This is a genomic window from Nonomuraea sp. MTCD27, assembly GCF_041950495.1.
GTDB lineage: Bacteria > Actinomycetota > Actinomycetes > Streptosporangiales > Streptosporangiaceae > Nonomuraea.
Window position 1 is genome coordinate 182,985 of the sequence record NZ_JBGNUW010000023.1, and the last position, 19,390, is coordinate 202,374.

The 19,390-nt window shown below is 72.2% G+C and carries 18 protein-coding genes; 8 read left to right on the plus strand and 10 right to left on the minus strand.

The features are described from left to right. Window positions 1-26: 26 nt before the first annotated feature. The 3 genes from ACBJ59_RS48920 to ACBJ59_RS48930 are packed head-to-tail and all read right to left on the minus strand — an operon-like array spanning window position 27 to window position 5,768. Window positions 27-1,388: an MFS transporter gene (locus ACBJ59_RS48920; RefSeq protein WP_375116882.1), complete on the minus strand. Its 1,362-nt coding sequence runs from the start codon at window positions 1,386-1,388 to the stop codon at window positions 27-29. After that, entirely contained in the window at window positions 1,385-4,081 is a 2,697-nt protein-coding gene (locus ACBJ59_RS48925; RefSeq protein WP_375116883.1) for an MMPL family transporter, read from the minus strand. Before ACBJ59_RS48925 ends, ACBJ59_RS48920 begins: the two co-directional genes overlap by 4 nt. Further along, window positions 4,074-5,768: a fatty acyl-AMP ligase gene (locus ACBJ59_RS48930; RefSeq protein ID WP_375116884.1), complete on the minus strand. Its 1,695-nt coding sequence runs from the start codon at window positions 5,766-5,768 to the stop codon at window positions 4,074-4,076. The genes ACBJ59_RS48925 and ACBJ59_RS48930 overlap by 8 nt, the downstream gene beginning before the upstream one ends. 186 nt (window positions 5,769-5,954) lie before the next feature. Here ACBJ59_RS48930 and ACBJ59_RS48935 point away from each other — a divergent pair, with 186 nt between their 5' ends. After that, window positions 5,955-7,211 (plus strand): MFS transporter, encoded by a 1,257-nt coding sequence (locus ACBJ59_RS48935; protein WP_375116885.1) that lies wholly within the window; start codon window positions 5,955-5,957, stop codon window positions 7,209-7,211. Here ACBJ59_RS48935 and ACBJ59_RS48940 read toward each other — a convergent pair. The 3 genes from ACBJ59_RS48940 to ACBJ59_RS48950 all read right to left on the minus strand — a co-directional run bounded on the left by ACBJ59_RS48940 (window position 7,181) and on the right by ACBJ59_RS48950 (window position 9,513). Further along, a complete protein-coding gene (locus tag ACBJ59_RS48940) occupies window positions 7,181-7,672 on the minus strand; it encodes a hypothetical protein (RefSeq protein ID WP_375116886.1) in 492 nt (163 codons plus the stop codon). The genes ACBJ59_RS48935 and ACBJ59_RS48940 overlap by 31 nt on opposite strands. 97 nt (window positions 7,673-7,769) lie before the next feature. Then, a complete protein-coding gene (locus ACBJ59_RS48945) occupies window positions 7,770-8,900 on the minus strand; it encodes an NAD(P)/FAD-dependent oxidoreductase (protein ID WP_375116887.1) in 1,131 nt (376 codons plus the stop codon). Between the two features lie 43 nt (window positions 8,901-8,943). Further along, the gene (locus tag ACBJ59_RS48950) at window positions 8,944-9,513 is read right to left on the minus strand and encodes a hypothetical protein (RefSeq protein WP_364116948.1); all 570 of its coding nucleotides are present in this window, start codon (window positions 9,511-9,513) and stop codon (window positions 8,944-8,946) included. Between the two features lie 119 nt (window positions 9,514-9,632). Between ACBJ59_RS48950 and ACBJ59_RS48955 the strand changes: the two genes are divergently transcribed. From ACBJ59_RS48955 to ACBJ59_RS48985, 7 genes are all read left to right on the plus strand, one after another. Then, entirely contained in the window at window positions 9,633-10,262 is a 630-nt protein-coding gene (locus tag ACBJ59_RS48955) for an IclR family transcriptional regulator (RefSeq protein WP_375116888.1), read from the plus strand. Between the two features lie 81 nt (window positions 10,263-10,343). Next, the gene (locus ACBJ59_RS48960; RefSeq protein WP_375116889.1) at window positions 10,344-11,513 is read left to right on the plus strand and encodes a homogentisate 1,2-dioxygenase; all 1,170 of its coding nucleotides are present in this window, start codon (window positions 10,344-10,346) and stop codon (window positions 11,511-11,513) included. Beyond that, entirely contained in the window at window positions 11,495-12,277 is a 783-nt protein-coding gene (locus ACBJ59_RS48965; RefSeq protein ID WP_375116890.1) for a hypothetical protein, read from the plus strand. Before ACBJ59_RS48960 ends, ACBJ59_RS48965 begins: the two co-directional genes overlap by 19 nt. Beyond that, a complete protein-coding gene (gene fahA / locus ACBJ59_RS48970) occupies window positions 12,274-13,377 on the plus strand; it encodes a fumarylacetoacetase (RefSeq protein ID WP_375116891.1) in 1,104 nt (367 codons plus the stop codon). Before ACBJ59_RS48965 ends, fahA begins: the two co-directional genes overlap by 4 nt. A 73-nt stretch (window positions 13,378-13,450) precedes the next feature. After that, window positions 13,451-14,638: an Ig-like domain-containing protein gene (locus tag ACBJ59_RS48975; RefSeq protein ID WP_375116892.1), complete on the plus strand. Its 1,188-nt coding sequence runs from the start codon at window positions 13,451-13,453 to the stop codon at window positions 14,636-14,638. A gap of 72 nt (window positions 14,639-14,710) precedes the next feature. Next, window positions 14,711-15,142 (plus strand): NfeD family protein, encoded by a 432-nt coding sequence (locus tag ACBJ59_RS48980; RefSeq protein WP_364116960.1) that lies wholly within the window; start codon window positions 14,711-14,713, stop codon window positions 15,140-15,142. 3 nt (window positions 15,143-15,145) lie between these two features. Beyond that, complete coding sequence (locus tag ACBJ59_RS48985) at window positions 15,146-16,222, plus strand: SPFH domain-containing protein (RefSeq protein WP_364116962.1); 1,077 nt, start codon at window positions 15,146-15,148, stop codon at window positions 16,220-16,222. A gap of 91 nt (window positions 16,223-16,313) precedes the next feature. On the opposite strand, the gene ACBJ59_RS48990 is transcribed toward ACBJ59_RS48985, so the two are convergent. From ACBJ59_RS48990 to ACBJ59_RS49005, 4 genes are all read right to left on the minus strand, one after another. Next, window positions 16,314-16,607, minus strand: coding sequence for a hypothetical protein (locus ACBJ59_RS48990; protein ID WP_364116964.1), 294 nt, complete (start codon window positions 16,605-16,607; stop codon window positions 16,314-16,316). A gap of 280 nt (window positions 16,608-16,887) precedes the next feature. Beyond that, window positions 16,888-17,469: a hypothetical protein gene (locus ACBJ59_RS48995; protein ID WP_375116893.1), complete on the minus strand. Its 582-nt coding sequence runs from the start codon at window positions 17,467-17,469 to the stop codon at window positions 16,888-16,890. Continuing rightward, window positions 17,466-18,053, minus strand: coding sequence for an RNA polymerase sigma factor (locus ACBJ59_RS49000; protein ID WP_375116894.1), 588 nt, complete (start codon window positions 18,051-18,053; stop codon window positions 17,466-17,468). Before ACBJ59_RS49000 ends, ACBJ59_RS48995 begins: the two co-directional genes overlap by 4 nt. A 12-nt stretch (window positions 18,054-18,065) precedes the next feature. Further along, window positions 18,066-19,259, minus strand: a complete 1,194-nt coding sequence (locus tag ACBJ59_RS49005) for a Gfo/Idh/MocA family protein (protein ID WP_375116895.1) — start codon at window positions 19,257-19,259, stop codon at window positions 18,066-18,068. Window positions 19,260-19,390 lie beyond the last annotated feature (131 nt).

Here is a 19,390-nt window from a genome sequence, read left to right on the forward strand (position 1 = left end):
CCTCACGGGAAGGGCCACGGCACCCCTCATGGCAGGGCCACCAGGCTGACCAACGCCCCGACCAGCACCAACCCGGCCGCCACCAGCAGCCCGGCCGTGTACCCGGCGGCGAACCCGCCCCCGGCCTGCACGACCACCCCGACCGCAGCAATCCCGAACAGTCCCGAAATTTCACGACTCACCGAGAAGATGCCGCCCGCCACCCCGGCCCTCGACTCCGGCACGGCACCCAGGACCGCCGACCCCAGCGGCATGGTCAGCGCCGACCCGACCCCGATCGCGCACACGGCGGGCAGCAGCCGCCCCCACCCGTCCCCGGCCTGCAGCGTGGCGGCCAGGGCCATGCCCAAGGCCACGAGCACCAGCCCGGCCGCCACCGTCCGCCCGGCCCCCAGCCGCCGCTCCACCGCCGGCGCCAGCGGCGTGACCAGCACCACCAGCAGCGCCAGCGGCACGAACGCCATCCCGGAGGCCGTGGGCGTGAACCCCAGCACGCCCTGCAGGAAGATCGCGGTGTAGAAGAACACCCCGTTCACGCCGAGCCCCCAGAGCACCTGGGCGACCACCCCGCCGGCGAAACTCCGCACCGCGAACAGCCCCAGATCCACCATCGGCTCGCGGGCCCGCCGCTCGGCCACCGCGAACACCACCCCGCCCCCCGCACAGGCGACCAGCCCGCCCACGACGACCGGCGACCCCCACCCGTACTCACCGCCGTGGATCAACACGAACGTCCCCGCCGCCAGGAACGCCACCGACCCCGCCGTCCCGGCCCGATCCACCCCCCGGCCCGCCTCGGGACCACCCGCCCCCGCCGGAACAGCCACGGTGGCCAGCCCCATGACCACCGCCCCCATCGGCACGTTGACCAGGAACACCCAGCTCCAGTGCACGTGCTGGCTGAGCAGCCCGCCCACCACGGGCCCCAGCGCCAGCGCCGCCGCCCCGGAGGCCATCCACACGGCCACCCCCATGGACCGCTGCCGCTCCTCCCGCCCGGCCAGCATGGCCAGCGTCGCCGGCAGGACCAGCGCCGCCCCGGCCCCCTGGACGAGGCGGGCGGCGATCAGCACCTGGATCGACCCGGCGAGCCCCGCGCCGAGCGAGGCCACCGTGAACGTGCCCAGCCCCGCCAGCAGGACCCGCCGATGCCCGTGGACGTCGGCCAGCCTCCCGCCGGCGAGCATGAGGCCCGCGAAGGTCAGGATGTACCCGGTGGCGACCCACTCCAGGGCGGTCAGCCGGGCGCCGAGGTCGCGCTGGATGCTGGGGAGCGCGACGGTGACGACCGTGTTGTCCAGCGTCGTCATGAACCCGGCCAGGCCGGTGACGACGAACAGCGGCCAGACCCCGGCGGGCCGCCGCACCCGGGTGACGGCCAGGCTCACTCGTCCACCTCCGCCCAGGTCCACCCGCCACCGGGCCGGGCCCGCACCACCCTCGTACGCCCCCGCCCCACCCGCACCCACCCGGGCCGCTCCCCGGCCGGCTCGACGGCCTCCCGTGGATCGGTGGGCAGGGGTACGGGATCGGTGTCCGCCCCGAAAACGGCCGGCCGCCCCTTGAAGGTCACCACCGGCGACGCCCCACCCGGCAACCCGGCAGCACCCGGCACCGCCCCCTCAGACGGCGCCGGGCCCTGCGGCCGAGCGGGGCGCGGCAACCGGTCGGGACGGGACTGCCCGGGCCCTGACCGCGCCTCGGACGAAAGCGGCACCGACGAAAGCGGCACCGACGCAGGCGGCACCGACGCAGGCGGCGGGCCGTCCTGGGGCGGGGCGCTTGCACGCGACGCCGCGCTCCGCGATGCGGTGGCGCCAGGCGGCCCCGGCGCAGGCAGCGCCGCGCGTGGTGGCGAGGGCGGGTGCCCGGACGGGGAGTGGGACGGGGGGTGAGGTGGGGACGGGGGGTGGAGGTCGATGTGGTGGTGGAGGCGGCGCCACGATCGGGGCAGCCACCAGTTCGCCCCGCCCAGCAACCGCATCGACGCCGGCACCAGCAGCCCCCGCACCAGCGTGGCGTCCACCACGATCGCCACGAACATCCCCACCCCCAGCAGCTTCACGATCGTGATCCCCGCCGTGGAGAACGCCCCGATCACCACCAGCAGCAGCAACGCCGCGCTGGTGATCACCCCGCCCGTCTGCTGCAGCCCCGCCGCCACGGCCGCCGTGTTGTCCCCGGTGCGCAGCCACTCCGCCCGCACCCGCGACAGCAGGAACAGCTCGTAGTCCATCGACAGCCCGAACACCACGGCCAGGATGAGCACGGTCACGGTCGCCTCGATGGACCCGGTGGAGGTGAACCGGAGCACGGAGGCCAGGTGACCGTCCTGGAAGGCCCACACGATCACCCCGAACGAGGCGCCGATCGACAGGACGTTCATCAGCAGCGCCTTCACGGGCAGCACCAGCGACCCGAACGCGGCGAACAGCAGCACCCACGTCACCGCGCACACCACCAGCGCCATCCACGGCAGGGTCGCGAGCAGGCTGTCCTGGAGGTCCAGCTGCGCGGCGGTGGCCCCGCCGACCACCACCCGGCGCACGTTCGGCTCCGGCGTCATCGCCCGGATCGACCGTACGAGCGAGCGGGCCTCGTCCGACATGGGATCCCGGTCGTAGCGCACGGACAGCCGCACCGCGCCGCCGTCCCGCGCGAGCCCGGCCACGTCGACCCCCGTGACGTGGGGCAGCCGCTTCAGCCGGGTCACCAGGGGCCGGACGTCCACGGGGCTCACCGGCGTGACGGCGCTGATCGGCGTGTGGCCCTGCCCGAGCGGCCCGGGGACGGCGGGCTCGCCGGTGAAGGTGCGTTCGACCAGGACGTGTACGTCGATCGGCGACATGGCGTTCCTGGCGAAGTCCCGATCGAGCGTCTCGGCCACCCGGCGGCCCTCGGAGGCGGCGGGCAGCACCCGGTGGTCCACGTTCCCGAACTTGACGTGCAGGAAGGGCACCGCCAGCGAGACCAGCACCACGGTCACCACCACGAGGTACAGCAGCGGTCGCCGCATCACGCTGGAGGCGACGGCGTGCCACACCCCGCCGCCCTCCCGCCGCCCGAAGTCGGGCGTCAGGCGCAGGGCGTTCACGCGCGGCCCGAGTATCCCCAGGACGGCGGGCAGCACGACCAGCGCGGCGCCCATCGCGACCAGCACCACGGCCGCCGCCCCGAGCCCGATCGAGCGCAGGAACATCTGCGGGAACAGCAGCAGCCCCAGCAGCGCCGTGGCCACCGTCAGCCCGGAGAAGGCCACGGTGCGCCCGGCGGTGGCCATCGTGCGCACCACGGCCTGCTCGTTCGAGGCCCCGCGCCCGATCTCCTCCCTGAACGCCTTGAGCACGAACAGCGAGTAGTCGATGGCCAGGCCGAGCCCGAGCATGGTGACGACGTTCAGGGAGAAGACGGAGACCTCGGTGACCTCGGTGAGCAGCCGTAACAGCACCAGGGCGCCGAGCACCGCGAGCAGCCCCACGAGCAGCGGCAGCCCGGCCGCCACCAGGCTGCCGAACACCACGACGAGCAGCACGAGCAGCACCGGCATGGAGATGGCCTCGGCGCGGGCGAGGTCGGCGGCGGTCTGGTCGTTGAGCTCCTTCAGCAGCGGCACCGCGCCGCCGACGGACACGTACAGGTTCTCGACGGTCCTGAGCCGCGCGGCTATGGCCGCGTACGCGCGCTGCTCGTCGCCCTTCAGCGTGACCAGCGCGTACGTCGAATGCCCGTCCCGGGACACCATCTCCTTCGCCCCGGTCGTCCAGTACGTGACCATCCGGCGCACGTGCTCGGCCGGCAACCGGCGCAGCGAGTCGTGCACGGCCCGCTTGTACCGGGGGTCGCGCACCTCGACCGAGGGGTGCCGGTAGAGGACGACCACGTCGGGGGCGTGACCGCCGTACCACTGGTCGTTCCAGCGCGCGGCGGTCGTGGAGTCGGCGCGCGGGTCCTCGAAGCCGCCGTCCGCCATCCGCCCGAACAGCTCCAGCCCCAGCGGCGCCACCAGGAGGGCCGCCGCCAGCGTCAGCACCAGCAGCGTCCACCTGCCGCGGTAGACCAGGCGACCGGCCCGCTCAAACAAGGGCGCCCTCCAGGTACGCCCGCAGGCACGCCCGCCGGGCGATCTTCCCGCTGGACGTCCTCGGCACGGCCCCGGCGCCGGTCAGCACGAAGTCATGCACCGATAGTTCGTGATATTTCCAGACCGCCGCGCGCACCGCCCGGCCCACCTCACCGGCGTCCGCGTCCAGCCCGAGCCGCGACCGCTCGGCCACCACCACCAGCCGCTCCCCGGGCGGCTCTCCGGGCGGCTCCCCGGACACCGCGAAGGCCGCGACCCGGTCCCGCCGCACCGCCGGGTGCGCCTCCTGCACCGTGGCCTCGATGTCCTGGGGATAGTGGTTGCGCCCGTCCACGATGACCAGGTCCTTGATCCGGCCGGTGACGTACAGCCGGCCGTCGTGCAGCACGCCGAGGTCGCCGGTGCGCAGCCAGGTCCCGTCCGCGCCCTCCAGCACCGCCCCGAACACCTCCGCGCTGCGGCCGGGATCCCGCCAGTAGGCGCGGGCCACGTTCGGCCCCTGCACCCAGACCTCGCCCACCTCCCCGTCGGGCCGCGCCCGCCCGTCCGGGCCGACGACGCGTACCACCTGGCCGTGGGGACGGCCGCAGGAGACGAGCATGCTGCGCGGCCCCGGGCCCGAGGAAGGCACCGCCCGCCCGTCGCGCAGCGCGTCCCGGTCGAACGCGGTCACCACGGGCCGCTCGTCCCGTCCGGTCGCGGTCACGAAGACGGTCGCCTCGGCCAGCCCGTACGCGGGCGTGTGCGCCTCCGGCCGCAGCCCGCACCCGGCGAACGCCGTGTCGAACGCCTCGATAGCGCCCGGCCGCACCGGCTCCGCCCCGTTCAGCATGACCCGCACCCCGGACAGGTCCAGCCCCTCCTTCTCCTGGGGGCTGACGCGGGCGGCGGTGTACTCGTAGGCGAAGTTGGGCCCGCCGGTGAACACGTCGCCGAATTCCGACAGCAGCCGCAGCCAGCGCACCGGCCGCATGACGAACGCCACCGGATCCATGAACGCCGCCTGGTTCCCGCCCATCATCGGCATCGCCACGGTGGCGACCAGCCCCATGTCGTGGAAGAGCGGCAGCCACAGCGCCGCCACGGAGGTCCTGGGCCGCGCCCGGAACACCTCCCAGAGCTGGGTGGCGTTGGCCGTGAGGTTCGCGTGGGTGATCTCGACCCCGGCCGGCGCGCGGGTGGAACCGGAGGTGTACTGCAGGTAGGCCAGGTCGCCGGGCCCGGCCGGCTCGCCCTCCCACTCGTCGGCGAGCAGGTCGGAGACGGTGTCCACGCAGAGCACGTGCTTCGGCGCCGGGGCGGTGGCCAGGAAGTCGGTGACGCCGGGCAGCGCGGCCGTGGTGGTCAGCACGACAAGGGGGCCGGCGTCGGCGTATGCCCCGGCCAGCCGCTCGGCGTGCCCCGGCAGCCCGGGGGCGAACAGCGGCACCGCGACCAGCCGCGCGTACATCACACCGAGCATCGCCACGACGTAGTCGAGCCCCTGCGGCGCGAGCACCGCCACCCGGTCGCCGGGCCCGGCCAGCTCGCGCAGCCGCACGGCCAGAGCCCTGGCCCTGAGGTCCGCGCCGCCCCAGGTGAGCGTCCGGCGCGAGCCGTCCCCGAGGTGGTCGACGAACGTGTACGCGGGCGCTTCCGGGATCTCCCGTGCCCACCGGGCCACCCGGGCGATCAACATGTCGCGCATGCCTGGTCCCCTCGCCGTCAGCAGGGACCTAGCAAATTACGGGAGAAGCAGTCGCGATTCTTGCCAAACACCGGCACATTCCGCGATCGGTCTTGTTGGCCGCGTGACAATAAATAAGCACACGACAACGGCCGCACATTACGGCAGGATGGTGGGGTTTGGCCGTTTTTCAGGGGGTTTGCGCCGGTGCATAGTTTTGTCAGCGATCTCGAGCTGCTCCGGGACCGGCGCTTCGCACTCCTGCTGTCAGCACGGACGATCTCCATGCTGGGCAGCGCGTTCGCCCCCGTGGCGCTGGCGTTCGCCATCCTCGACATGCCCGGGGCCACCGCCTCGACGCTGTCCGTGGTGCTCACCGCCGAGTCGCTGCCCATGATCCTTTTCATGCTGGTCGGCGGGGTGATCGCGGACCGGCTGCCGCGCCAGCGGGTGATGATGACCGGCGAGTTCCTCATGGCGGCCGCGTTCTTCGCGCTGGCCGCGATGCTGCTCAGCGGCTGGACCCCGCTGCCCGCGCTGGTCGCGGCGGCGGCGCTGGCCGGGGTGGCCACGGCGATCACGTTCCCGGCGCTCACCGGGATCATCCCCGAGGTGGTACCCGCCGAGCGGCTGCAGACCGGCAACGCGCTGCTCGGCCTGGGTGCCAACGCCTCGCGCGTGGCGGGCGCGGTGCTGGGCGGCGGCACGGTGGTGCTGTTCGGCGGGGGCTGGGCGCTGGTCGTGAGCGGCGCGATGTTCGCCGTGGCGGGCGTGCTGATCGCGCGGTTGCGCCTGCAGCCGGGCGAGCGCCCCCGTGGCGAGGCCCACTCGGTGCTGGGCGACCTGCGGGACGGCTGGCGGGAGTTCAGCTCGCGGCAGTGGATCTGGGTGGTGGTCGCGCAGTTCTCGCTGATGGTCATGGCCATCCAGGCCGGGCACGGCGTGCTCGGCCCGCTGCTGGCGAAGGAGTCGCTGGGCGGCCCGATGGCCTGGTCGGCGTTCCTGGTGGGCGAGGCCGTCGGGACGATCGCCGGCGTGCTGGTGGCGCTGCGGCTGCGCCCGCGCCGGCCGATCCTGGTGGCGGTGCTGCTCTGCCTGCCGACCGCGCTGCCGTACGTGCTGCTCGGGCTCGACTCGCCGCTCTGGGCGATCGTGGCCGGGGCCTTCGTGCTCGGCGTGTGCTTCGACGTGTTCGGTGTGCTGTGGCAGACGACGATGCAGCGCGAGGTCCCGGCCGAGTCGCTGTCGCGGGTCAGCTCGTACGACGTGCTCGGGTCGCTCATGTTCGGCCCGATCGGGCTGCTGCTGGCGGGGCCGGCGGCGGCGTTCTTCGGTACGGAGGAGTCGCTGCTCGGCTGCGCGGTCCTGGTCGTGGTGTCCACGCTGGCCGCGCTGCTGTCCCCCGGAGTGCGCAACCTGCGCGCGCCCCAGCCTCAGGCGGCTGCCCCGGCCGACCTGAAGTAGGCGTTGGCCCTGGGCTGGAACATCAGGGCCACCGCTCCCAGCACGGCCAGCACGTGCAGGATCCGGCTCACCGCGAAGGCCCATCCCACGGCGTCGGCCCCGGCCATGGCCTCGCCGATCGACCCGCCCGCCAGCAACCACTGGACGGGCTCGACCACCAGCGAGAGCGTGCCGAACACGCCGAGCGTGCCGGCCAGGGTCCAGCGCGCCCAGTTCGCCCCCTGCTTCAGCCGCAGCGCCAGGTAGACCGCCCCGGCGAACACGGCCAGCCGGAACCCGGCGCCCGGCAGCAACTCCCCGAGCGCCGAGGTGCCCTCGTACAGCTCTCCGGCGATCATCAGCACGGCTTCGAACGCGCCGAACGCGACCGCCGACAACCAGAGCATGGAGGCGGTGTGGACGACGGGCGGGGGCGACGGGTGCTCGGTCGGGCGGAGGTCGGTGATCGTGGTGGGACTCATGGCGGGCTCCTTCACGTGCGCGTTCGTCCTTGAAGTGTGCGCCGCGCACCCGGTCCGGATCATGCCCGCCGGCCCCCGACTTCGAGTGAGGCGCGCCCTACCAGACCTCGCCGCTCGTCCTCAGCCCGCGGGTGGGGGTGCGCGGGTGCGGCCCGAAGCGGGGCTCGGGCTCGTACGCGCCGTCCAGCACGCCCGCCACGTAGCCGGCCAGCGCCGGGGCGTGCTTGAACCCGTGCCCGGAGTCCCCGCCCAGCAGCCACACCCCGGGTGACGCCTCGGCGAGCAGCCACTCGGCGTCGGGCGTGAGCGCGTACTGGCAGACCTGGGTGAACAGCACCGGCGCGGCCGCCAGCGAGGGGAACCGGCGCCGCAGGTAGGTCCTGGCCCGCTCGACGCTGCCCGGGTCGACCACCCGCTCGCCGTGCTCGGGCTCGTACGGCGGCCCCTCCGCGTCGGAGGTCGCCTTCATCCCCACCCCGTCCACGTCGCCGTGCCCGTAGGCCGAGGCTCCGTGGTCCACCCAGGCCGGCGTCTCGGGGACCGACCACGCGGACGGCACCGCGAAGTGCAGCGTGTCCTGCTTGGTCACGGTGATCGGCAGCCCGTCGAACAGCTCGGGCAGCCACGCGCCGCACGCCCAGACCACCCGGTCGGCGTGCCGCACCTCGCCGTCGATCTCGACCGCGCACGCGTACGGCGCCGCCTCCCCGGCCACGGGCACCGCCCGCGCCCTGACCAGACGCACCCCGGCGGCCGTGGCCAGCCCCGCCGTCACCTGGGTGGCCCGCCGGGCCCTGATCACGCCTGCGTGCGGCTCCCAGAGCAGGAAGCTGAGGTCGTCGCCGCGGAAGTCGGGGAAGAACCTTCCGCCGTCGGCCGGGTCCAGCACCTCACACGCGATGTCCAGATTTTTCAGGACTCGGGCGCTGGCGTGCTCCCACCCGTCCGGCGTCCCGGCGAACCACACCATGCCCGCCTCCTGGTACAGCTCCTCGCCGGCCCGCTCGCCGAGGCGCCGCCAGCCGTCCCTGGCCTGCCAGGCGAGCCGGGCGTACCAGTCGTCCTCGCCGTGCGCGCAGCGCAGCAGCCGGGTCTCCCCCGCGCTGGCCTGCCGAACGTGACCCGGCCTGTGCTGCTCGACCAGCGTCACCTGCCAGCCGCTCTCGGCCAGCCGCAGCGCCAGTGACGACCCCCAAATGCCCGCTCCGACCACAATGACCGATTTCATGAGACCACGGTGACCGGAAACCACGTGCCGCCGCAAGAGCGAGTCACACGATGATCAGACGTACGACGACGCCGGCGCAGTTGCCCGCCACGCAGATCCGCACCGGCACCTCGGAGATGCCCGGCGCGGCCGGGACGCCGCCCACGTGGCCGTCGGGGCCGATGCTCACGCCGTCGGGCACCTTGTCGAGGTCGGTGACGGTGAAGGTGGGCACCACGCCCGGGGGGCCGCCGTTGATGCCGATCTCGCCGTCCAGCGCCGCGCCCGCCCGGCCGGGGAAGGTCAGCTCGCGCGGCTCCCACGGCACGTTGGCCAGCACCACGAGCGTGAGCTGCTGTGTCCGGCACGCCGGGCCGGCGCAGACCTGGACGCGGGCGACGTAGGTGCCGGAGCGCTGCGGCCTGCCGTACAGGCGGCCGCTCTGGTCGACCTTGATGCCGACGGCGAGGTAGGCGGGGCGGAAGGCCACACCCTTCGCGGTGGGCAGCAGCCGCTGGTTCACCTCGATGCCCTCGGTGACGTAGAAGGTGTCCTCGACCACGTTGCGGCCGGTCGGGGTGAGCGGGGTCTCGCTGGCCATGGGCGTGGTGAGCGAGGGCAGGGCAGGCGACAAGGCACACATGGCCAGCCCGGCAAGCAGGAGAACCCACCTTTGCCGCATGATTACCCCCCGGCTCTTCTATGTCGATACGTACCCCCGTAACCGCGCAGCGTCACTAGATAATCGATCGCATGGCCGCTGAATCCGCTCAGACCCTGGAACGCGGGCTCCGCCTGCTGAGACTGCTCGCCGACGGCAAGGGCGGGCGCACGCCGACCGAGCTGAGCACGGAGCTGTCGCTGAGCCGGCCCGTGGTGTACCGGCTGCTGACGACGTTGATGGGCGAGGGTTTCGTCCGCCGGGACGCCGAGGGCCGGGTGCACCTCGGGTTCGGGGTGCTGGCGCTGGCCCAGGCCGTGCAACCGCTGCTGCGCGCGGCGGCGGTGCCCACGCTGCGGCGGCTGGCCGAGCAGGTCGGCGCGACCGCGCACCTGACCGTGGCCGAGGGCGACGACGGGCTGGCGGTGGCGGTGGTGGAGCCGTCCTGGACCGACATGCACGTGGCCTACCGCGAGGGCTCGCGCCATCCGCTGGCCAGAGGCGCGGCGGGGCGGGCGATCCTGGCGCTGCGCGAGGGACGGCATGACTACTTCATCACGGAGGGGCAGTTGCAGGAGGGAGCCCGCGGCGTCGCCGCGCCGGTCACCGGGCTGCCATGGCTGGAGGCGTCGGTCGGAGTGGTGACGTTCGGGCCGCTGGGAGAGGCCACCGGGCCACGCGTGGTGGCCGCGGCCGCCGAGCTGGCGGCCGCGCTGGGTTGACATCTCCCGGCCGATGGCAGACCGTAATCACATATAGAGGACACTTCCGTCCGATAATCGGACATGCATGGAGGGGCCGGGATGCCGTACTACCGGGTCGTGGGGGAGGTGCCGCGCAAGCGGCATGTGCAGTTCAGGCGGCCGGACGGCGGTCTCTACGCGGAGGAGCTGATGGGCGAGGAGGGCTTCTCGTCCGACTCCTCGCTGCTCTACCACCGTCACCTGCCGACGGCGATCCTCAAGGCGGAGGCCGTCACCCCCTCGGTCGAGACCCGCCTGGAGCCCAACCTGCCGCTCTCACCGCGCCACTTCCGCACCCAGGAGCTGGCGAGCGCCGGCGACCTGATCACGGGCCGCATCTCCCTGGCGGGCAACGCCGACGTCCGATTGTCGTACGCCACCAGCGACCGGCCGAGCGAGCTCTACCGCAACTCCATGGGCGACGAGTGCGTCTACGTGCAGAGCGGGCGCGGGCGCTTCGAGTCCACCTACGGCGTGATCGAGGCCGGCGAGGGAGACTACGTCGTCATCCCGACCGGCACCATCCACCGCTGGGTGCCCGACGGGCCGGTGAACGTGCTGGCCATCGAGGCGTCCGGGCACATCAGGCCGCCCAAGCGCTACCTGTCGCAGTACGGGCAGTTCCTGGAGCACGCGCCCTACTGCGAGCGCGACCTGCGCGCCCCCGCCGAGCCGCACGTCGTGGAGGGCGAGGAGGTGCCGGTGCTCGTACGCACGCGCGGCGGGCTGACCCGGCTCGTCTACCGCAACCACCCGTTCGACGTCGTGGGCTGGGACGGCTACCTCTATCCGTACGCGTTCAACATCAACGACTTCGAGCCGATCGTGAAGAAGACGCACGCGCCGCCGCCGGTGCACCAGACGTTCGAGGGGCCGGGGTTCGTGGTGTGCTCGTTCTGTCCCCGGCCGCTGGACTACCACCCGGAGGCCATCCCGATCCCGTACAACCACCACAACGTGGACTCCGACGAGTTCATGTTCTACGTGGGCGGCGACTACTCCGCGCGCAAGGGCTCCGGCATCGACGTCGGGTCGATCTCGCTGCATCCGGCCGGCTTCACGCACGGGCCGCAGCCCGGGGCGGTGGAGGCGGTGATCGACGCGGTCTCGCGCGGCGTCACGGTGACGAGCGAGATGGCCGTCATGGTGGACACGTTCCGCCCGCTCGACCTCGGCCAGGGCGCCCTGTCCTGCGAGGATCCCGGCTACGCATGGACCTGGGCACGATGAGGCTCTACAGCGCACTGATCGACGACGCGGGCCTGTTCCCGCCGACGTCCCTGCACATGGACGAGGCCCTGGCCCGCAACCAGCGGGACCTGGAGCACGGCAGCCCGGTGCTCACGCACCGCTTCCTGTGCCCGGCCAGCCGGCTCGACCGGCTGCGCGGCATGGACTTCCGGCCGCGCCGGATCGGGCTGATCGCCGACACCTCCGAGCTGCCCGACTTCGGCGACCTCCCGGTGGACTACGTCGAAATGCGGCTGCCGCCCGACACGTCCGTCCAGACGCTGGCCGACCGGCTGCGCCTGCCCGACGGGGTGCGGCTCTTCGCCGAGGTGGTGCCGCGCAAGATCTCCCTGGACGTGCCCGACGACTGCGGCCTGAAGATCCGCTGCGGCGGCTCCTCGGCCGACATGTTCCCACCGGCCGAGCATCTCGGGCAGTTCATCAGGTCCTGCGCCGAGAACGACATCCCGTTCAAGGCCACGGCCGGGCTGCACCACGCCGTACGCCACTTCGACCCCTCGCTCGGCGTGGACCGGCACGGCTTCCTCAACCTGCTGCTGGCCGTCTGCGAGGCCGTGGAGGGGCGCGACCCGGTGCCGGTGCTGCGCACCACCGACGTCGGCCACCTCGTACGGCTGGCGGGCGCCGTACCGGACGACACGGCCGAGCAGGCGCGGCGGCTGCTGGTGAGCTACGGCTCGTGCAGCACCGCCACGCCCCTTGACGACCTGCGCACGCTCGGACTGATCGAGGAGGCTTCGTGAGCTTCGGGGTGGACAACCTGCCGTACGGCGTCTTCTCCTGTCCCGGGGAGCAACCCCGGGTCGGCGTCCGGTACGGCGACAAGGTGCTCGACCTGGCCCCCGCGCTGCACGACGAGGTCTTCGCGGCCCCCTCGCTCAACCCGTTCATGGCCAGGGGCCGCACGGCCTGGCACGACACCAGGACGCTGATCCGGAACAAGCTCACCGGCGACGTCTCCGTCACCGAGCGGCACCTCATCCCGCTGGACCAGGTGCGCCTGCACATGCCGTTCGAGGTGGCCGACTACGTCGACTTCTACTGCTCGCTCGACCACGCGAGCAACATCGGCAAGATCTTCCGCCCCGGCTCCGAGCCGCTGCAGCCGAACTGGCGGCACCTGCCCGTCGGCTACCACGGCAGGTCGGGCACGGTCGTGGTGTCGGGCACGCCGGTCGCGCGCCCGCAGGGGCAGCTCGGGCCGGGGAAGTTCGGCCCGTGCCAGAAGCTCGACATCGAGGCGGAGCTGGGCTTCGTGGTGGGCGTGCCGACCGCGATGGGCTCGCCGGCCGGGGCGTTCGAGGATCACGTGTTCGGGGTGACGCTGGTCAACGACTGGAGCGCGCGCGACATCCAGTCGTGGGAATACGTGCCGCTGGGGCCGTTCCTGGCCAAGTCGTTCGCCACGTCGATCTCCCCGTGGATCACCCCGCTGGAGGCGCTGCCCAGGATCCCCGGCCGCGCCCAGGATCCCGAGCCGCCCGCCTACCTGCGCCGGAAGGCCGACTGGGGGCTGGACATCTCGCTGGAGGTGCTGCTCAACGGGGAGGTGGTGTCGCGGCCTCCGTACTCGGCCATGTACTGGACGCCGGACCAGATGCTCGCGCACATGACGGTGAACGGGGCCTCGCTGCGCACCGGCGACCTGTTCGCCAGCGGCACGATCTCCGGCCCCGAGCGGGGCGAGCGCGGCTCGCTCATCGAGCTGACGTGGAACGGGACCGACCCGATCAAGCTGGCGGGCGGGGAGACCCGCGCGTTCCTGCAGGACGGCGACACGGTCACCATCCGCGCGACCGCGGCCGGCCTGACATTGGGGGAGGTTTCCGGAACTGTCGGATAGGTAACTCAAGGTGCCTGCGTGTTGACTCACCGCTACCCTGGGGTCTCCCCTTCCCTCGGAAAGCAGGAGTCACATGCGTCGTGCCGCGATGTTCTGTGTCGCCTTCCTCCTGGTCTGCCTGGTCTGTTCCGTCTCCGGCTGCGGTTCCGGCCCCACCGAGCCCACGTCGCCGCCGCCGGTCGTGCAGGTCTGGCCGCCGTTCGACACCAAGCGGGCCCGGCCAGACCGGGGCCTGGTGATCAGGGCGCACGGCGGCACGCTCACGCAGGTGCTGGTCTACCAGGACGGCGAGCCGGTGCCCGGCCGGCTCGACGACTCGCGTACGACGTGGCGCACCGACTGGACGCTCAAGCCCGCCACCGAATACACGGTGACCGCCACCGCCTCCCGCGAGGGCGCGCCGGCCACGGTGGCCATGGGCCGCATCCACACCCGCGCCGCCACGAACACGCTCCAGGTGGCCGCCACCTCGCCGCTGCCCGGCGAGACGGTCGGCACCGGCATGCCGATCGTCATCGACTTCGACGCTCCCGTGGAGGAGAAGGCGGCCGTCGAGCGGACGCTCGAGGTCACCTCGCGGACGCCGGTCGAGGGGGCCTGGCGCTGGACCAGCGACACGCAGGTGGTCTACCGCACCCGGCGGTTCTGGACGCCCCGGCAGACGGTCACGGTCACCGCCCATCTGGCGGGCGTACGCGCGGGCGAGGGCCTGTTCGGCGGCACCGACTCGACCTTCTCCTTCACCGTCGGCCGCGAGCAGAGCAGCACGATCGACACCCGGACGCATCAGATGGTCGTCCGGCGCGACGGAGCGGTCGTCCAGCGCATGGCCATCAGCGCCGGAAACGCCACCACCCGCGAATACACCACGACCAGCGGCGTCCACCTGACCATGGACAAGGGAAATCCGGTCCGGATGATTTCCCCGGGCCGAGAGGAAGGCGACCCCGGCTTTTACGACATGATGATCGACCACGCCGTGCGCATTTCCAACAGCGGCGAATACGTGCACGCCAAGGACAACGTGTGGGCGCAGGGCCGGGCCAATGTCAGCCACGGCTGCATCAATTCCCGGCCCGATCAGGCGGCCTGGTTCTACGAGTCCTCCCTGCGCGGCGACCCTGTCACGATCACCGGCACCAGCCGCCCGCTCGAATGGGACAACGGATGGGGTTTCTGGCAACTCTCGTGGGAGAAATGGCGCCAGGGAAGTGCTCTGCGCGAATCCGACACCGCACGCGTCGGGGTGCCGAACCGCTGATATCGGGACTACGGTAGGAGAAGGGGAACCACTTACGACCTCAGGCCCGTTGTCCCATACAGGAGGGCCGACATGGATGAATGGATCATCTGGGTAATCCTCGCAGTCGTTCTGGGCGTGGCCGAGATATTCACGCTCACGGCTTCGCTCGGTCTCCTCGGGGTGGCGGCGCTGCTGACCGCCGCGACCGCGGCCCTCGGGTTGCCCGTTCCCCTGCAGTTACTGTTCTTCGCAGCCTCCTCCGCGGCCGGCCTGCTGGTGCTCAGGCCGATCGCCATGCGCCATATCAAGCAGCCACCGCTGCAGCGGTTCGGCGTGGAAGCACTCGTCGGAAAGCCCGCCTACGTCGTCGCCGAAGTGACGGGCCGTGACGGTCGCGTACGCATCGGTGGCGAGGAGTGGTCGGCGCGCGCCTACGACGAGACCCTGGTGATCCCCACGGGGGCGACCGTCGACATCATCGAGATCGAGGGCGCCACAGCCCTCGTATATCCCCGGGAGTGACCCATGGACCCGCTGTTGCTGGTCGGACTCTTCGTCATACTCTTCGCGGTGATGACCCTGCTCAAGGCCGTGCGGATCGTCCCGCAGGCCCGCGCCCGCAACGTCGAGCGCCTCGGCCGTTACCACCGCACGCTCAAGCCCGGTCTCAACTTCGTCATCCCGTACATCGACCGCGTCTACCCCATGATCGACCTCCGGGAACAGGTCGTCTCGTTCCGCCCGCAGCCCGTCATCACCGAGGACAACCTGGTCGTCGAGATCGACACCGTCCTGTACTTCCAGGTCACCGACCCGCGGGCGGCGGCGTACGAGATCGCCAACTACATCACGGGTGTCGAGCAGCTCACGGTCACCACGCTGCGCAACGTCGTCGGCTCCATGGACCTGGAGAAGACCCTGACCTCCCGCGACACCGTCAACAGCCAGCTGCGCGGCGTCCTCGACGAGGCCACGGGCAAGTGGGGCCTGCGCGTCAACCGCGTCGAGGTCAAGGCCATCGACCCGCCGAAGACCATCAAGGACGCGATGGAGAAGCAGATGCGGGCCGAGCGCGACAAGCGCGCCGCCATCCTGAACGCCGAGGGCCAGCGCCAGTCGCAGATCCTCACGGCCGAGGGTGACAAGCAGAGCAGCATCCTGCGCGCGGAGGGCCAGCGCGCGGCCGCCATCCTGGAGGCCGAGGGCCAGTCGCGGGCCATCGACCAGGTCTTCCAGGCGGTCCACCGCAACGACCCGGACCCGAAGCTGCTGGCCTACCAGTACCTTCAGGTCCTGCCGCAGCTCGCGCAGGGCGAGGGCAACACGTTCTGGGTCATCCCCAGCGAGGTCACCTCGGCGCTGCAGGGCGTCTCGAAGGCGTTCACGGAGGCCCTGCCCCGCTCGGCGGCCACCCGGGAGGAGCTGCCGGAGACGTCGGCGGCGGACGAGGAGGTCGCCAAGGCCTCGGAGGCGGCGGCCGAGGCGGTGGCCGACGCCCAGGAGGCGGAGAGCCCGAACGGCCCCCGGCAGCTCACCCAGGCCGCCCAGGAGCCGTCCCCGTTCCCCGACCTGGACCGGAAGCCGACGGAGGCCGACCGCTGACAGATCGCACCAGGGGCGCCCGCCGTGTGGCGGGCGCCCCTTTGTGGTGCGGAGTCGAGGGAAGACGCTGCCGCGGAATGGCCGTCAGGGGTCAGGCGACGTCGATCAGGTGCCGGATCCGGGTCTCCTGGTGCGCGGCCCTGGCCCGGCAGGCCAGCTTGACGGCCGCGTCGGCGAGCGCGATGTCCCGGTTCACGGGCGGGATGTCGTCGCCCATCCTGGTGCGAAGCCAGTCGGAGATCTCGGCCCAGGAGTAGATGCTGATGTTGTCGGCCTCCATGACCGGCTCCGGAAAACCGCCGGGACCGCGCTGCCCGGCGGCGAGCTGACGCAGGCTCGCCTGCGTACGCCCACCGTGCCGCCGCGCCGCATCCCCCAGCGTCACCCCGTCCCCTTGGCCGACGCCGACTGCCCAAAGGCCCTCGACCCTACGGAGATCGGTGAGCACGGAGGCGACGGCGTCCAGCAGGCTTGCCGCCGCACGATCGCATCTGAGGTGAACGCTGCGGTCCGGACCGCCGGCTATCGAGCAGTCGTCCAGTCCTGCTTCGTACAGAGCGTCCGTCTCCGCGTCGGTGGGCTCGCGATTGAGAACCACACGGAAGTTCCAGGTTGTAGCCCGTCGCACGACTCTCGCGCGACGGGCGTCCGGCCCTTCGGGGGCGTCAGTGCGACAGCGGCGCGTCCGTGGTGTCCACGAGCACGCAGTCGGCGATCGGTCCCTCGCCCACCCGGGCCCAGATGCCGGCGATCACCCCGCCGTTGTTCTCGCCCACGCTGAACTCCAGCACCCCCGTCTGCCCCGGCCCGATCACGCTCGGGTCGATGGTGAAGCCCGGTTCGCCGCCCTCCGGGGCCGGCCAGACGGACAGTTCGGCCTCGTCGGTGGTGAGGAAGCGGGCGGCGCGGGGCTGGGGGCTGCACTTCTTGCCCATCGGGATGTAGTCCACGACCACGTTCGCCCCCATCCCCCGCAGCTCCTCCTGCAGGCTCTCCGGGTTCCTGGCCTCGTTGATGGTGATGTGGATCAGCCCGTCGGCCCCCTTGGTCACCGCGTACGCGGGAGTGCCGCCGAGCAGCAGCGGTACGGCCAGCGCGGCGGCGGCCGCCAGCCCCAGGGCGGGGGCCAGCACGGCGAGGCGGGGGCGGCGGCGTCCGGCGGGCGCCCGGTCGATCTCGGTCATGACGAACTCCTTGAGCAGCCGGTGACGGCCCTCGGGAAGATCGCGCTCGGTCGGCCAGTTCATCGGATCTCCTCCTTCGAGGGGCCTCGGTCACCTACTACCTGTCGCCGCTGCGGAGGTGGTTCCCCGGCGCCGGCGAGTTTCCCGCGGGCCCGTGACAGCCGGGACCGGACCGTGCCCACCGGGATGCCGAGCGCCTCCGCCGCCTGGGCGTAGTCGAGGCCGGCCCACACGCACAGCGCGAAGACGTCCTGCTCCTGCCGGCGCAGCCGGTCGTAGGCCCGGCGGACGGCGGCCAGCCGGTCGGCGTCGTCGATGCGGCCCACGACCTCGTCGGCGAAGTCCGGCACCCGCTCGCCCCTGGGCAGCCGGGCCAGGGCGTCGTCGTGCCGGCGGGCGGCGCGGCGCACGTTGCGGTGCACGTTGGTCGCGATGCCGAGCAGCCAGGGCCTCAGCGAGCCGCCCTCGGGGTCGATCTTCGTACGTAACCGCCATGCCTCCAGGAACGTCAGCGCCATCACGTCCTCGGCGGTGGACCAGTTGCCGGTCAGGCGGAAGGCGTGGTTGTAGACGGCCTTCGAGCACTCGTCGAAGAGCTGCCCGAAGGCCGCCTGGTCCCCGTCGCGTATGCGGGCGCGTATCGACATATCCACATCTGGTTACTGTCCGGCCGCGCCTCCGGGTTCCACCTGCCCGTTGTCGAAGTACGCCGCCAGCCCGGCGTCCAGCCCCGGCACGTCGTACGGCATCCCGCCGTCCCGCAGCGACATCGTCGCCATGTACCCGGCCGCCACGCTCATCCGCGCCGCCACCGGCGAGGTGTCGGTCGCCCCGCCCTCCCTGACGAACCTGAGGAACTCCGTCACGATCTCCACGTCCGCGCCCCCGTGGGAGCCCTGCGCCGCGGGCACCTTGTAGGCGATGTCGCAGTCGTCCCGGTAACCGCTGGGCCCGGTGTTCCAGACCTTGACCGTGTCCCCCGGCCCGTCGCCGAAGTTCTCCAGCCGCCCCTCGGTGCCGATCACGGTGTAGTTGCGCACGTAGTCGGGCGAGAAGTGGCACTGCTGGTAGGCGGCGATGACACCGTTGTCCAGGCGCATGTTCATGACCGAGACGTCCTCGACGTCCACGACGTGGTGCAGGTTCTTGCGCGACGTGGGCGGCCACTCGTACTCCTGCAGCCAGCCCTCGGGCCGCGGCGTGCCGGGGGCCCGGCGCGGCAGGTCGCCGTGGAGCATCAGGTCGCCGAGGGCGTTCACCCTGGTCGTGTAGCCGCCGGCGAGCCAGTGGATCACGTCGAGGTCGTGGGCCGCCTTCTGCAGGAGCAGGCCGGTGGTGCGGGTGCGGTCGGCGTGCCAGTCCTTGAAGTAGTAGTCGCCGCCGTAGGACACGAAGTGGCGCACCCAGACGGTCTTCGGCTCGCCGATGACGCCCTTGCCGATGATGTCGCGCATCAGGCGTACCACGCCCATGTGCCGCATGTTGTGCCCCACGTACAGCCGGGTCCCGCTCTCGCGGGCGGCGCGCAGGATGTTGTCGCAGCCCTCCACGGTGATGGCCATCGGCTTCTCCAGGTAGACGGCCTTGCCGGCCCGGAGGCAGTCGATCGCGAGGCGCTCGTGCGTGTCGTCGGGCGTGTTCACCACGATCGCGTCGAGGTCGTCCCGGCCGAGCAGTTCGCGGTGGTCCTCGGTCAGGAACTCCGCCTCGAACGTACCGGCCTGCCTTTTGAGCACGGCCGGGTCGGAGTCGCACAGCGCGGCCACGACCGAGCCCCTGCCGGGCCGGTGCGCGGCCCGGGCGAGGCTGGTACGCAGGCCGAGGCCGATGACTCCGATGCGCAGATCTTCCACTGGTGTCCTAATGAGTCCTGGGAGTAAGCCATCCGGCAGACTCCGTGGTGGATGGTGGCCGCCGGCAGGTGAGCACTCGGGTGTCCTGGACGTCGAGTCCTGATGAAAGACCGTGCCCCTGCCGGTTGGTC